The sequence below is a fragment of the Cellulomonas uda genome (assembly GCF_006538705.1).
GTDB classification, from domain to species: Bacteria; Actinomycetota; Actinomycetes; order Actinomycetales; family Cellulomonadaceae; genus Cellulomonas; species Cellulomonas uda.
Window position 1 is genome coordinate 20,472 of sequence record NZ_BJLP01000018.1, and the last position, 14,358, is coordinate 34,829.

General features: G+C 75.6%; 7 protein-coding genes. 3 read left to right on the forward strand and 4 right to left on the reverse strand.

Features of this window, described 5'->3' with window-relative positions; all coding sequences use genetic code 11:
• Positions 1 to 2 precede the first annotated feature (2 nt).
• Positions 3 to 5,957, forward strand: a complete 5,955-nt coding sequence (locus CUD01_RS06825; protein ID WP_141319767.1) for a DUF4157 domain-containing protein — start codon at positions 3 to 5, stop codon at positions 5,955 to 5,957.
• Here CUD01_RS06825 and CUD01_RS06830 read toward each other — a convergent pair.
• From CUD01_RS06830 to CUD01_RS06840, 3 genes are all read right to left on the reverse strand, one after another.
• Positions 5,950 to 6,720, reverse strand: a complete 771-nt coding sequence (locus tag CUD01_RS06830) for an AfsR/SARP family transcriptional regulator (RefSeq protein WP_141319769.1) — start codon at positions 6,718 to 6,720, stop codon at positions 5,950 to 5,952. The genes CUD01_RS06825 and CUD01_RS06830 overlap by 8 nt on opposite strands.
• A 173-nt stretch (positions 6,721 to 6,893) precedes the next feature.
• Positions 6,894 to 9,941 carry a bifunctional [glutamine synthetase] adenylyltransferase/[glutamine synthetase]-adenylyl-L-tyrosine phosphorylase gene (locus CUD01_RS06835; protein WP_141319771.1) on the reverse strand — a complete coding sequence of 1,016 codons (3,048 nt, stop codon included), beginning with the start codon at positions 9,939 to 9,941 and terminating at the stop codon, positions 6,894 to 6,896.
• 5 nt (positions 9,942 to 9,946) lie between these two features.
• Positions 9,947 to 11,284, reverse strand: a complete 1,338-nt coding sequence (locus CUD01_RS06840; protein ID WP_094180281.1) for a glutamine synthetase family protein — start codon at positions 11,282 to 11,284, stop codon at positions 9,947 to 9,949.
• A 270-nt stretch (positions 11,285 to 11,554) separates the two neighbouring features.
• Between CUD01_RS06840 and CUD01_RS06845 the strand changes: the two genes are divergently transcribed.
• Both CUD01_RS06845 and panB read left to right on the forward strand, forming a co-directional pair.
• On the forward strand, positions 11,555 to 13,207 hold the full coding sequence (locus CUD01_RS06845; protein ID WP_141319773.1) for an NAD+ synthase: 1,653 nt from the start codon (positions 11,555 to 11,557) through the stop codon (positions 13,205 to 13,207).
• A 65-nt stretch (positions 13,208 to 13,272) separates the two neighbouring features.
• Positions 13,273 to 14,085: a 3-methyl-2-oxobutanoate hydroxymethyltransferase gene (gene panB, locus CUD01_RS06850; protein ID WP_094182210.1), complete on the forward strand. Its 813-nt coding sequence runs from the start codon at positions 13,273 to 13,275 to the stop codon at positions 14,083 to 14,085.
• A 57-nt stretch (positions 14,086 to 14,142) separates the two neighbouring features.
• Here the strand turns inward: panB and CUD01_RS06855 are convergent, their stop codons facing one another.
• Complete coding sequence (locus CUD01_RS06855; RefSeq protein WP_141319775.1) at positions 14,143 to 14,319, reverse strand: SPOR domain-containing protein; 177 nt, start codon at positions 14,317 to 14,319, stop codon at positions 14,143 to 14,145.
• Positions 14,320 to 14,358: the final 39 nt, after the last annotated feature.

Sequence of the window (14,358 nt, forward strand, 5' to 3'; positions counted from 1 at the left end):
CGATGACGACGACGACCGACCGGCCCGCGCACGTCGCGGGCGTCACCGACCGGGTGGACCTGGGCGACGCGGGCGTGCTCGAGGTCGAGCGCGACGCGGAGTCCGGCGTGCTCGTCGCGCTGCGCGGCGGTGGCCGCGACTACCTCACGGTCGGCCACGACGGCACGCGCGTCTGGCACGGGGTCTGCACGACGAGCGAGCGCGTCGCCGAGGGCACGCTGGACCGCCGGGTGCGGCCCGTGACGGGCGCGGTGTGGACCGAGCACTACCGCTGGTCGGGCGACCACCTGGTGCTCGTCGACGGCGTCGAGGTACGCCGCGACGCGAGCGGCCGCGTCGTCGCGTGCCTGCCCGGCGGCCCGGACCCGGCACCGGCCGGGCACCGCTGGCTCTACACGCACGACGAGCGCGGGCTCGTCGAGGTGCGCGGCCCCGGCCGCGAGCGCCGCGTCGTCCTCGGGCCGGACGGTCGTGCGCGCGAGGTGCACGACGAGTCCGGGGCCACGGTGCTCGCGCACGACGCGCGCGGCCACCGGCTCCTGGCGGCGCGGCCGGCGGGCGACACGGTGGACGACGAGGGCCGCACCTGGGTCACGCGTGCGCCCGACGGACGCGTGCGCTGCGTGTTCCTGTGGGACGGCATGCGCTGCCTCGCACGGGTGGACGGCCCGCTCGGCAGCCCGCTGGCCGCGGTCCTGAGCCTGGACCCGTCGGGCACCCCGGTGCGCGTCGTGACGGCCGACGGTGCGCGGCGGCTGCCGCGTGACGCGTACGGCGAGGGGCTGCTCGACGTGCCCGACGTGCCGGGGCTGTTCGGGGGGCGCGTGCACGCCGGCGTCGTGCACCTCCCGCTGCGGCGGCTGGACCCGCGCACGGGCGCGTTCTGCGAGCCGGACCCGTGGCACGGCGGCGACGACGACCCGCGCCGGCCCGCCGGGTACACCGGCCCCGTGCCGGTCGAGAAGGAGCCGCGCTCGGCGTTCGAGGTGTGCCGCGGCGACCCGGTGGGTCGCTCCGACCCGACGGGCGGGGTCTCGGCGGGTCTCGTGCTGTCGACGCTGACGTGGTCGTTCCAGAACAACATCATGACGTTCTTCGGGATCGACTGGTGGTTCAACCTGTTCCTCAGCCTGCTCGCGGCACCGTTCGCGGGCGACAGGTACGACTTCTTCTCCTCGACCGGGCTGTCGTCGACCGACCGGCTGGGGTCGTTCGGCGTGCGCCGCGACGGGTTCATGAACGTCATCACGGGTGGCCGCGCGTTCACCACGCAGCACATCGTGTGGTCCCCGGACAGCGAGTTCGCGCTCCTGCAGCGCGGCGAGGTGGTCGACCCGCGCGGCGCGTACGAGCCCACGCACTACGGCACGGTCCTGTCGCTCGCGCCGACGGGGGCGCCGACGTCGTTCCTGGCGTGCGGCCCGACGACGATGCCCGGGCTCCCGGGCAACCTGACCTCCTGGTCCCGCCACGGCGGGCTGGGCGTGCCGGCCGCACCCGGCACGCTCACGCCGTGGTTCCCGTCCGGCGGGCTGCACCTGGACACGCCCCGCATGGACACGCGGCACGACGTCGACGCGACGCTCACCGAGCTGCGACCGGGCCCGGTGGGGGTCGGCGACTTCGAGCAGCGGTCGGTGCTCACGTCGAGTGCCGCCACGGGGCTCGCGGCAGGGGCGCTCGTGCTGGTCGACGACGGCACCGCGCTCGCGATCGCGACCGTGGTGGGCGTCGTCCCGGTGCCCGGTGGCGAGCGCGTGCAGCTCGCCGAGGAGCTCACGCTCACCGGCCCGTCGCTGCGCGTGACGCCGCTGGAGGCCGCGCCCGCGTCGTCGGAGTCCCGTCCCGCGGGAGCGCCCGCGGCGTCCCTCGACGCGCGCGGCACGACGACGACGTACGCGCCGGGCGACCTGGTGCGCGTCCGGGCCGCGGGCGGGCAGGTGCTCGTCGCGCGCGTCGCGCACCTGGAGGTGCGGGTGCCGCTCGAACGCGCGCTGCCCGCAGCGCTCGCGGGGCCGATCGCGGTCGCGACCGGCGTCGTGGGTCCCACCGCGACCGTCACGGCGACCGGCACGACGCTCGACTTCGCTCCCGCCACGCCGCCGGGCCGCGGCACCACGGGGCTGCTCGTCGGCGGTACGACGACGGGCGCGCGGGTCGAGACGGACCCGACCGGCTCCACCACCACGGTCGACGTGGCGGCACCCGCGGGCACCACCGGCTTCCAGACCGTGACCGCGAGCACGGTCCTCGGCACCCGGACCGGCGCGGCCGAGACGGACCCCGCGCTCACGTACACCCCGCTCACGGCGGGCTCGGCACCCGACGGCTCCGCCGGTCTCGTCGTCCTGCGTGTCGAGTCCGGGGGCACCGCGCACGCCCGCGTGGTGCCCGCTGCGCCGACGCACGACGTCGTCGTCCTCGACCGGCCGCTCGTCGGCGCCGGGCCGTTCACCGTCGAGCGGTGGCGCACGCGAGGCACCGCGCTCACGTCGTTCACGCTCGCGCAGGTCCTGTCCGTCGTCGTGCCCTCGCCCGAACGGTTCGAGGGCATGCCCCTGCTGCTCACGCGGGTCGCCGGGGAGCCGCCCACCGTCACCGGCGCGCTCACGGGCGTCGACGTCACGGCGGGCACGACGACCCTGACGACGCCGACGGCCGCGGCGGGGCTGCGCGCGGGCTTCCCGGTCCGCGTCGGCACCGAGCACACCGCGGTGCGCGACCTGCGGTGCGACGTGACGTTCACGCCCGCGGTCGACCTCGGTGCGGGCGACCTGCGCCTCGTGCGGCTCGAGCCGACGGGCTTCGCGTACGACGCGGTCGTCGCCGCCGCGGACGCGCTCGACCTGCGTGCGACGGTGACGGTCGCCGGGACGCCGGTCGACGCGCCGTTCCCGCGGCTGCGCCCCGGCGACCTGGTCGAGGTCACGTCCGGCGGCGCGACGACGTGGCACCGGGTCACCGCCGAGGCCGCCGGGCGCGTCACGGTGACGGTCGCGACGACCGCGCTGACCCCCGGCGCGGCCGCGACCGTGCGCCAGGCCGCCGTCGGCGACCCGGACACCGGGTGCCCCTCCCTCGGGATCAGGGGCACGCGCACGGGAAGCGGCGCGACGACGACGGCGACGTTCTCGCTGTGGCGGTCCGACGACCTCCCCGCGGGGACCGCGGCGCTCGGCATCGTCGACGGCGACGTCACGCACCCCGTGCAGCAGAACGGCGGCGCGCTCGTGCGGTCCGTGACGTTCTCGACGACGTTCACCGCGTCGGCGGTCGACGTGGAGGTGTTCACGCACGTGACGACGGCGGTCCTGGCGTCCGTGACGCGCGACGGGGGCGTGCTGCTCGCCGAGACGCCGCCGGGTGCCGGCACCATCACGACCGCGCCCGGCCAGTCGGTCGTCGCGGTGGCGCTCGAGGCGGTGGGCGACGCCCGCACCGTCACGCTCGGCCCCGGGACGCTGCTCGTCCCCGAGGAGGAGACCACCGAGATCGACCGCGGCCAGTCCCTGTCGAACCACGAGCTCACGCACACCGTCCAGTACGCGCGGTGGGGGCCCCTGTGGTTCTGCGCGTTCCCGATGATCGCCCTCGAGCTGCCGGCGATCCTCACGTCCGACACCGAGCTGCCGGAGTTCTCCGCGTTCCTCGACGCGAGCGTCGCGGCGGGCGCGGACGCGCTGTGGGACGTCACGATCCCGCAGCGCGGCGGGGTGTCCCTCGCGGAGGGCGACACGCTCCAGGTGGTGCAGGGCGCACGGATCGTCGAGGCCGAGGTCCGCTCGTCGTCGGGCGACGTGGTGCGCGTGCGCGTCTCGTCGGGCACGGTGCCGACCGGCCGCGTCGCGGTCCGCAAGAAGCAGAGCGCCGCGGGGTGGGACGTGTCGATCGCGATCCTCGACCTCATGACGCACGGCGGTCTGGTGAACCTGCTCGCCGGGTCCACGTGGGGCGGGATCTTCTGGCTCGTCGGCAAGGCGTTCTACGGGCTCGGACGCGCGATCGGGGGCACCGGGGACCTGTACGCGGGGACCGTGACGGTCGGGGGCACGACGATCACGCTCGCCCGGGCCGGCGACGCCGAGAAGATCCCGGTGACCGGGCGCGTCACCGTCCGGCAGGGCGAGGACACCGTCATCCGCTCCGCGACCCGCGCCGGGCAGACGCTCTCGCTCGGCGAGCCGGTCACGTTCACGGGCGACGTGCGCGTGGCCGCGTACGACTCGCACGAGCCCGGCAGCGCGTTCGACTGGTACGACTACCGCGCGGGGACGGTCGACGCCGCGAACCACTTCGCGGTGGACCTGGGCGCGGGTCACGGCCTCGAGCCCGAGGACCGGGTCGTCGTGCGGTACCGGTCGGGACGCCCGTTCCGCACCGACGTCCTCGCGGTGGCGGGCGGGCGCGTCGAGCTCGCGACCCGGGTCCCCGTCACCGGCGACGAGCTGTCGGTGCGCATCGCGCGCGTCGGCGCGAGCGACCCGCTCGGCAACGCCGACTCCGCGGCGATGGTCGAGATGGGCATGGGGTGGATGAAGTGGCTCTTCGACCCGTACGGGCAGGTCGAGCCCGCGGTCGCACCGGGCGACTGGACGCGCTGGCTGCTGCGCGTGATGCGCTGGCTGCTCGGCACGCAGAACTTCTCGCTGCTGCCGTTCGGGTACGTGTGGTGGGGGCGGCTGTTCGGCCTCCAGAAGGAGCACGAGGCACCGATCGAGCAGGAGGCGTCGAGCGAGTCCGGTGACGTGTACTCGCCGCTCGCCCGGCTCACCGGCGAGGTCGAGCGCGGCGGCGCGATCGCGGACCGGCGCGCGACCGTGGGCGACGTCATGCGGTACCGCTTCACGCCCGGGGACCGCTCGCGCACGTTCGTGACGCGCGACCGGCTCGACACGCCCGGCGTGCACCTGTCGCGGACCCTGCGCGTGATGCCCACCCGCTCATCCACGGGCACGTCCGCCGACCCGAACGGCGCGGTCCGCGCCGACGCCGCCACGCCCGACCCCGGCCGGTTCGTCTCCGCGGTCCTCACGGACCACGAGGGCGACACCGACCCCCGCGCCCTCCCCCTCAACGGCGGCGGGACGCCGGACGCGCTCGGGTACCGAGCGTCCGCGCTCGGCTCGGTCCCGGTCAGCGCGCGGCTCGAGCGCAACGAGAGCGTCTACGCCGCGTTCACCCGCCCCGGCGACCACCGGGTCACCACCCGCAACGGGATCGCCGGCGCCACCGAGGCCGTCGAGGCGCACGCCAAGGACCTGCAGACGCTGTGGTTCGACGTCACGGTCGCGGACGTCACCGTCACCGCCGCAGGCCGCGCGCTGGACGCGACGGCACCCGGCACGAGCGACCGTCTCGTGCTCGTCCCCACGCAGTCCGTGGACGTCACGACGACGCCCGGGGCGCCCCGCGTCCACCGGGTCACCGCGCTCGACCCGGCCGGCTCCGTGACCGTGCGCGACGCGCGGCTGACCGCGGTGTCGGCCACCACCGCGCCCGTCCCCGTCGAGGTGAGCCGGCACTACGCCGCGACCGACGGGCGGTACACCGGCGGGCTCGCGTTCGCGGGCATGCACCTGTCGCGCGACCTCGACGTGCCCGTGCGGACGTTCACCGTCGAGGTCGTCACGACCGTGCCCCTGCGCGCCGCCGCACGCGCGGACGCGGCCGAGGTCACCACGCTCGCCCGCGGCACCGAGGCGTTCCTGCTGGTCCCCGCGAACGTGACCGTGCCGCCAGCCGTCGCGACGATCGGGGGCGCACCGCCGCCCGCCGGCACCCCGGACCCGGTCGCTCGCGCCGACGCACCCGACGCGGCGGCGTTCCTCGGGCCGACCGGTTCCGCGTGGCGCGTCCTGTTCCCCGCCGCCGCCACCCCCGGCGCCTACGTGCTCACCGTGAGCGTGGGCGACGGGACGACGTCGCACACCCTGACGTGCGCTGTGACCGTCAGCTGACCGTCAGCGCTCGCACGGGCGTCGCGACGAGGGCCGCGGTGGCGGCCGACGGCTCGACACCCAGCTCGGCGTGCAGCAGCGCGCGGCACGCCGCGAACGCCCGCCGCGCCTCGGCGACGTTGCCCTCCGCGAGGTGCACCGCGATCACGGTGCGGTGCGCGCTCTCGCGCAGCGGGTCGGCGCGCAGCGCGGTGAGCGCCAGGTCGACCGCCGCCGCGAACCGGTCCCGCCCGGCGAGCGTGCGCGCGACGGCCTCGAGCAGGTGCAGCCGCAGCTGCCGGACCCGCTCGCGGTCCTCCGCGACCCACTCGTCGTCCCAGTCGGGCAGCAGGTCCGCGTCCGCGAGCCGCGGCAGGTCCGCGACGTCGTCGGCGCTGTCCTGCGCGCGCAGCGCGCGCTGCGCGACGTCCCGCACGTCCACCGACACCCCGGGCCCGAGCTCCAGCCAGCCGCGCTCCACGCGCAGCACCTGCGGCGCGACCGCGCCGACGCGCCACAGCGCGGTCCGCAGGTTCGCGCCCGCGCGCCGGTCGGCCACCGCGGGCCACAGCGTCCCCGCCGCCCGCGCGCGCGGCACCGCGCCGCGCAGGCACACGAGCGCCACGACCCGCCGGCACGACGTCCCGAGCTCGACCGAGCGACCCGCCACCTGCAGCCGGAAGTCGCCCAGGAGCGTCACGTGCGCCTGCGCGCCCCGCTCGACCGACGCGGCACCGGGTACCCCCGCCGCGTCCGACGCCGTCTCCCCCGCACGGGATGACATCGCCCGTCGCCGCCCGTCACCGACCGGCCGCCGCGGGCCGGCCACGCTCACCCGACATCGTCGTCACCGCGCCCCTCCGCAGGTTCGACCGCCATGGTCGTCGGGAAGGAGCGCGCGGCACCGCGCCCAGATACCCCTGGCGCGCCACGGGCACCGGGGGTGCGCCGCGCCCGTCAGCCGTAGAACACGCGCTCGACCACGGCCCGCGCCCGCCGGGCGGTCCGCAGGTACGTCTCCTCGAGCTCGCCACCCGAGCCGGGCGGCATCCCGATCACGCGCGCGAGCCCCGCGAGCGTGTGGTGGTCGTGCGGCAGCACGTCCGTGTGCGCACCCTCCGCGCGCCCCGTCCACAGCACGTTCGCGTCCCGCAGCCGCGACGCGAGCTCCCACGCCTGCACCAGCACCGGCAGGTCGTCGTCCTCGAGCAGCCCCGCCTCGTGCGCGGCGGCGAGCGCGTCGAGCGTGCTCGTCGTGCGCAGTCCCGGCACGGCGTGGGCGTGCTGCAGCTGCAGCAGCTGCGCGGTCCACTCCACGTCCGCGATCCCGCCGCGCCCGAGCTTGAGGTGCCGGGCCGGGTCCTGACCGCGCGGCAGCCGCTCGGCCTCGACGCGCGCCTTGATCCGGCGCACCTCGCGCACCGCCGCCGGGTCGAGGCCGTCGGCCGGGTAGCGCAGCGGGTCGACGAGCGCGACGAACCGCTCGCCCAGCTCGCAGTCGCCCGCCACGGGACGCGCGCGCAGCAGCGCCTGGCTCTCCCACGGCGACGACCAGCGGCCGTAGTACTCCACGAACGCGTCGAACGACCGCGCGAGGGGCCCGTTGCGACCCTCGGGGCGCAGGTCCGCGTCGACCGGCAGCGGCGGCTCGGCGCCCACCGCACCGAGCAGCTGACGCATCGCGGTGGCCACCGCGACCGCGAACGCCTGGGCCTCGCGCGGGTCCGCGCCCGGGACCGGGTCGTGCACGAACAGCACGTCCGCGTCCGAGGCGTACCCCATCTCCCCGCCCCCGAGCCGGCCCATCGCGACGACGAGCATGCGCGTCGGGTCCTGCGCGAGCCCGCGCGCCTCGCGGACCTCCCACCGCGCCACGCGCAGCGCACCCGCGAGGACGACGTCGGCGGCGACCGTCATGCTCTGCGCGGCCCGGAAGCCCGTCACGACGCCCAGCACGTCCGCGACCGCGGTCCGGGCGAGCTCGCGGCGACGCAAGCCCCGCAGCAGCGTGACCGCCGGCACGGGCTCGTCCGCGCGCGTGAGCATCGCGTCCGCCTCGGCGGCGAGGCGCTCGCGCGTGCGCGGCTCGAGCTCGTCGTCGTCCGCGAGCCACGGCACCGACTCGGGCGAGCGCATGAGCGCGTCCGCGACGTACCGCGACGTCGACAGCGCGCGCGCGAGCCGCTGCGCGGCCGTGCCCGAGTCGCGCAGCAGCTTGAGGTACCAGTGCGTGCGCCCGAGCGCGTCGGACAACCGGCGGAACGCCAGCAGGCCGCCGTCCGGGTCGGGCCCGTCCGCGAACCAGCCGAGCATCACCGGCAGGAGCTGGCGCTGGATCGACGCGCGGCGCGAGACACCCTCGGTGAGCGCCGCGATGTGCCGGACCGCGCCCGCCGGGTCGCGGTAGCCGATCGCCGCGAGCCGGGCCTTGGCGGCGTCCGGCGCGAGGCTCGCCTCCTCGTCGGACAGGCGCGCGGTCGCGGGCAGCAGCGGGCGGTAGAACAGCTCCTCGTGCAGGTGCCGCACGTCGCGCCGCACCTGCCGCCACCGCTCGAGCAGACCCTCGGCGCCCTCCGCGCGCATCCCGACCGACCGCGCGAGCCGGCGCAGGTCGGCGTCCGCGGTCGGCAGCAGGTGCGTGCGCCGCAGCCGGTGCAGCTGGATGCGGTGCTCGAGCAGGCGCAGGAACCGGTAGCAGACCGCGAGCCGCGCGGCGTGGTCCCGGCCCACGTACCCGGCGGCCGCGAGCGCCCCGAGCGCGGTGAGCGTGCTGCCCGAGCGGATCTCGTCGTCGGAGCGGCCGTGCACCAGCTGCAGCAGCTGGACCGTGAACTCCACGTCCCGCAGGCCGCCGCGCCCGAGCTTGAGCTGGCGGTCCGCCTCCGCGGCCGGGATGTTGTCCTCGACCCTGCGGCGCATGCGCTGCGAGTCCTCGACGAAGTGCTCGCGCTGCACCGCGGACCACACGAACGGCTGGGTCATCTCCACGTACGCGCGCCCGAGGTCCCGGTCGCCCGCGAGCGGACGCGCCTTGAGCAACGCCTGGAACTCCCACGTCTTGGCCCAGCGCTCGTAGTACGCGCGGTGGCTCGCGAGCGTGCGGACCAGCGGGCCGTCCTTGCCCTCGGGCCGCAGCGCCGCGTCCACCGGCCACAGCGCGGGCTCACCCGACGGTGTCGCGCACGCGCGCGCCAGACCCGTCGCCAGCCGCGTGCCCGTGGCCAGCGCGTCCGCCTCGCTGACGCCCGCGCCCTCGTCGGGCTCGCACACGTACACGACGTCCACGTCGGAGACGTAGTTGAGCTCGCGGCCGCCGGCCTTGCCCATCCCGATCACCGCGAGCCGCACGCCCGCGCCGTGGTCAGGCAGGTCGGCGCGCGCCAGCGCGAGCGCCGCCTCCAGCGCGGCCGACGCGAGGTCCGCGAGCGCCGCGGCGACCCCCGGCATCCGGTTCAGCGGGTCGACGACCGTGAGGTCCGTCGCGGCGATGCGCAGCAGCCGTGTGCGGTACGCGCGCCGCATCGCGTCCACGCCCGCGGTGCCGACGAGCGTCGCGACCGGCACCGCCGCGTCGGGGTCCGCGCCCACGGCCGCGAGCAGCTCCGCTCGCACCTGCGCCACCGGGACGCCCGTGCCCGGGGTCGGGTCGGCCAGCACGCGCAGGTTCGCCGGGTGCGCGCCGAGCGTGTCGCCCAGCGCCACCGAGGCCCCGAGCACGGCGAGCAGCCGCTGACGCCGTTCGTCGTCGTGCGTGAGCACGTCCCTGAGCAGAGCGCTCAGCTCCGCGTCCGGACGGACGACGCCGGCGAGCTTCGCCAACGCGAGCAGGGCCGCGTCCGGGTCGGCGACCTCCGCGAGCGGCCCGACGAGCACCTCCGTCGCGTCGGGCAGCACCTCGAGCAGCGCGGCGTCCTCGAGCAGGCGCTGCGCGCGCGGGACGTCGTCGACCCCGGCCCGCGTGAGCCGGCCCGCCAGCGACGTGCCGCGCTCGCTCCGGTCGCTCATCGCGGTCACAGGACCGGCAGGAACCGCTTCAGCTCGTACGGGGTCACCTGCGAGCGGTACTCCTCCCACTCCTGGCGCTTGTTGCGCAGGAAGAAGTCGAACACGTGCTCACCGAGCGTCTCCGCGACCAGCTCGGAACGCTCCATGACCTCGATCGCCGCGTCGAGCGACGTGGGCAGCGGCTCGATGCCGAGCGCACGGCGCTCCGCGTCGGTGAGCTCCCACACGTCGTCCTCGGCACCGTCGGGCATCTCGTAGCCCTCCTCGATGCCCTTGAGGCCCGCCGCGAGCAGGACCGCGAACGCCAGGTACGGGTTGGTGGCCGAGTCCACCGCGCGGTACTCCACGCGTGCCGAGTTGCCCTTGCCGGGCTTGTACATCGGGATGCGGACCAGCGCCGAGCGGTTGTTGTGGCCCCAGCAGATGTAGCTCGGCGCCTCGGAGCCGCCCCACAGGCGCTTGTACGAGTTCACGAACTGGTTGGTCACCGCGGTGATCTCCGCCGCGTGCCTGAGCAGACCCGCGATGAAGCTGCGCGCGACCTTCGACTGCTCGAGGTGCGCACCCGGCTCGTGGAACGCGTTGCGGTCCCCCTCGAACAGCGACAGGTGCGTGTGCATGCCCGAGCCCGGCTTGTCGGCCAGCGGCTTGGGCATGAAGCTCGCGAACACGCCCTGCTCCAGCGCGACCTCCTTGACGACCTGGCGGAACGTCATGATGTTGTCCGCGGTCGTCAGCGCGTCGGCGTAGCGCAGGTCGATCTCGTTCTGGCCCGGGCCGGCCTCGTGGTGCGAGAACTCCACCGAGATGCCCATGGACTCGAGCATCGTGATCGCCGCACGGCGGAAGTCGTGCGCGGTGCCGCGCGGCACGTGGTCGAAGTAGCCGCCCTGGTCCACCGGGACCAGCGGCTGCGACGGGTCGGCCGGCGCGTCGAACAGGTAGAACTCGACCTCGGGGTGCGTGTAGAACGTGAACCCCTTGTCGCTCGCCCGGCTCAGCGCACGCTTGAGCACGTTGCGCGAGTCCGCGAGGCTCGGCTCGCCCTCGGGCGTGAGCAGGTCGCAGAACATCCGCGCGGTGCCGTGCCGCTCACCGCGCCACGGCAGGACCTGGAACGTGGACGGGTCGGGCCGGGCGATCATGTCGGCCTCGTACACGCGCGTCAGGCCCTCGATCGCGCTGCCGTCGAACCCGATGCCCTCGGAGAAGGCGGCCTCGAGCTCGGCCGGGGCCACCGCCACCGACTTCAGGATGCCGAGCACGTCGGTGAACCAGAGGCGGATGAAGCGGATGTCCCGCTCCTCGACCGTGCGGAGCACGAACTCCTGCTGCCTGTCCATGGCGCATATCCTGCCCGATCCCGCGCCCCGCGCCGCCCCCATCCCACCCACCGGCGCGCCCCCCCTTCCCGCCCCGGCCCGAGCTCGGGCCCCCGCCGACCGCACACCACTCACGCACCACCACCGACCCCGCACCGCCGAGTGCGCACGTACCGGCGCGAGCGCGCCCGCTCTGCGTGCGCAGTGGGGTCGGAACGTGCGCGGTCGGCGGTGGGTGAGGGTGGGCGTGGTGGGTGCGGTGGTGGGGGGCGTGCTGGGTAGGGTCGGGGGGTGAGCCGGGTGAGGATCGCTGCAGCGCAGGTCGACACGTGCGTCGGGGACCTCGAGGGGAACGCGCGTCTGGTGCTCGAGTGGACCCGCCGCGCGGCGGACGCGGGCGCCGACCTCGTCGTCTTCCCCGAGATGACGCTCACCGGCTACCCCATCGAGGACCTCGCGCTGCGCGCGTCGTTCCGACGTGCCGCGGAGGCGACGCTCGACCGGCTCGCGCAGGACCTGGCCGCGGCCGGGCTCGGCGCGGTGGCGGTGCTCGTCGGGTCGGTCGGCGAGCGCACGAGCGCGACGGGCGTGCGGCGCCCGACGAACGACGCGGTCCTGCTGCGTGACGGTCGCGTCGAGACCCGGTACGCGAAGCACCATCTGCCCAACTACGGCGTGTTCGACGAGTTCCGCATCTTCACCTCGGGCGACGAGATCTGCGTCGTCGAGGTCGCGGGCCGCCGCCTGGGCGTGGTGATCTGCGAGGACATCTGGCAGGACGGCGGTCCGGTGTCCCAGATGGACGCGAACGAGGTGGCCGCGCTCGTCGTGCTCAACGGCTCGCCGTTCGAGGAGGGCAAGGGGCACGTGCGCGCGGAGCTCGCGGCCCGACGCGCCGCGGAGGTGGACGCCCCCGTCGTCTACGTCAACCTCGTCGGCGGCCAGGACGACCTGGTGTTCGACGGCGGGTCGTTCGTGGTGGACCGCGACGGGACGACGCTGGCGACCGCGCCGCAGTTCGTCGAGCACCTGCTCGTGTGGGACCTCGCCGACGAGGGCGAGCCGTCGCTGCCCGGCCCGCAGGTGCCACCGCTGGGCGCGGACGAGGAGACCTACCGCGCGGTGGTGCTGGGCCTGGCCGGCTACGTGCGCAAGAACGGCTTCCGCTCGGTGGTGCTGGGCGTCTCCGGCGGGATCGACTCGGCCCTGACCGCGGCGATCGCAGCGGACGCGATCGGCGGCGAGAACGTCGTCGGCGTCTCCATGCCGTCGTCGTTCTCGTCCCAGCACTCGAAGGACGACGCGGCGGACCTCGCCGCGCGCCTCGGCGCCGACTACCGCGTCCAGCCGATCGCGTCGATGGTGGACGCGTTCCAGGAGCAGCTCGCGCTCGAGGGCGTCGCGGAGGAGAACCTGCAGGCGCGCGTGCGCGGCGTGATCCTCATGGCGATCTCCAACCGCGAGGGGCACCTCGTGATCGCACCGGGCAACAAGTCCGAGCTCGCGACCGGCTACGCGACGATCTACGACGCGGGCAGCATCGGCGGCTTCGCGCCCCTCAAGGACGTCGACAAGTCGCGCGTGTGGGCGCTCGCGCGGTGGCGCAACGACCACGCGCTGGACCGGGGCGAGATCCCGCCCATCCCGGAGTCCTCGATCACCAAGCCGCCCAGCGCCGAGCTGCGGCCGGGCCAGACCGACCAGGACTCCCTGCCGCCGTACGACCTGCTCGACGAGGTGCTCGACGCGTACGTCGAGCACGCCGAGGGCCGTGCCGAGCTGCTGGCCCGCGGGTACGACGAGGCCGTCGTCGACCGGGTGCTGCAGCTGGTCGACCGCGCGGAGTGGAAGCGCCGTCAGTACCCGCTCGGCCCGAAGGTCACGGCCCTCGCGTTCGGCCGCGACCGCCGCCTGCCCGTGACCTCGCGGTGGCGCGAGCCCTGACCGAGCAGCACCACCGACGCAGCACCACCGACCCCACGTCCGCGGGACGTACGAACGGAGCGACGATGAGCGAGACCATCAAGCGCGTGCGGGTGCACCACCTGCGAGCGGCGAAGGAGCGCGGTGAGCGGCTCACGATGCTCACGGCGTACGACGCGGTCACCGCGCGGATCTTCGACGAGGCGGGCGTCGACATGCTGCTCGTCGGCGACTCCATCGGGAACACGATGCACGGGCACGCCACCACGCTGCCCGTGACGATCGAGGACATGATCCCGCCGGCGCGGGCCGTCGCGGGCGCGGCCACGCGCGCCTTCGTCGTGGTGGACCTGCCGTTCGGCTCGTACGAGGCGGGCCCGCAGCAGGCGCTCGAGTCGGCGGTGCGGGTCATGAAGGCCACCGGCGCGGACGCGGTGAAGTTCGAGGGCGGCAAGCGCTCGGCGGCGCAGATCCGGGCGATCACGTCGGCGGGCATCCCCGTGGTCGGCCACCTGGGCTACACGCCGCAGTCCGAGAACCTGCTGGGCGGCCCGCGCGTCCAGGGCCGCGGCGACGTGGCCGCCGAGGAGCTGTCCGAGGACGCGCTCGCGGTCGCGGACGCCGGTGCGGTCGCGGTGGTCCTCGAGATGGTCCCGGCGCCGGTCGCGGCACGCATCACGGAGATCGTCGCGATCCCGACGATCGGCATCGGCGCGGGCGCGGAGTGCGACGGCCAGGTGCTGGTCTGGGTCGACATGGCGGGCATGGGCGACTGGTCGCCGCGGTTCGCCAAGCGGTTCGGCGAGGTCGGTGCCGCGCTGCGCGCCGCGGCGACGGCGTACGTCGACGAGGTCCGCTCGGGGTCCTTCCCCGACGCGGCGCACAGCTTCGAGAAGTGAGCGACCGGGGCCGCCCGCGCGGGAGCGGGCGGCCCGGTCGCGCGGCTCAGGGCGTCGTCAGCGGTCCGCCTCGTCCTGCGCGTCCCACGCGGCGGAGCGCGCCCGCGCCTGCTCGAGCGCGTGCTGCGCGGCGTCCCGCGTGGGGTACGGCCCCATGACCTTGCTCCAGTCGCTCTGCCGGCCCTCCTCGACCTGGCCGGTCTCGGTGTTGTACCAGTACTGGGTCTCGCTCACGTGCGCTCCTTCGCTCGTCGGTCCGCGTCTCTCGGGTCG

Bases quoted from the DNA above. Each gene is read 5' to 3' on its own strand.
- CUD01_RS06825 (WP_141319767.1), top strand. From the start codon at position 3: ATGACGACGACGACCGACCGGCCCGCGCACGTCGCGGGCGTCACCGAC.
- CUD01_RS06830 (WP_141319769.1), bottom strand. From the start codon at position 6,720: ATGTCATCCCGTGCGGGGGAGACGGCGTCGGACGCGGCGGGGGTACCC.
- CUD01_RS06835 (WP_141319771.1), bottom strand. From the start codon at position 9,941: ATGAGCGACCGGAGCGAGCGCGGCACGTCGCTGGCGGGCCGGCTCACG.
- CUD01_RS06840 (WP_094180281.1), bottom strand. From the start codon at position 11,284: ATGGACAGGCAGCAGGAGTTCGTGCTCCGCACGGTCGAGGAGCGGGAC.
- panB (WP_094182210.1), top strand. From the start codon at position 13,273: ATGAGCGAGACCATCAAGCGCGTGCGGGTGCACCACCTGCGAGCGGCG.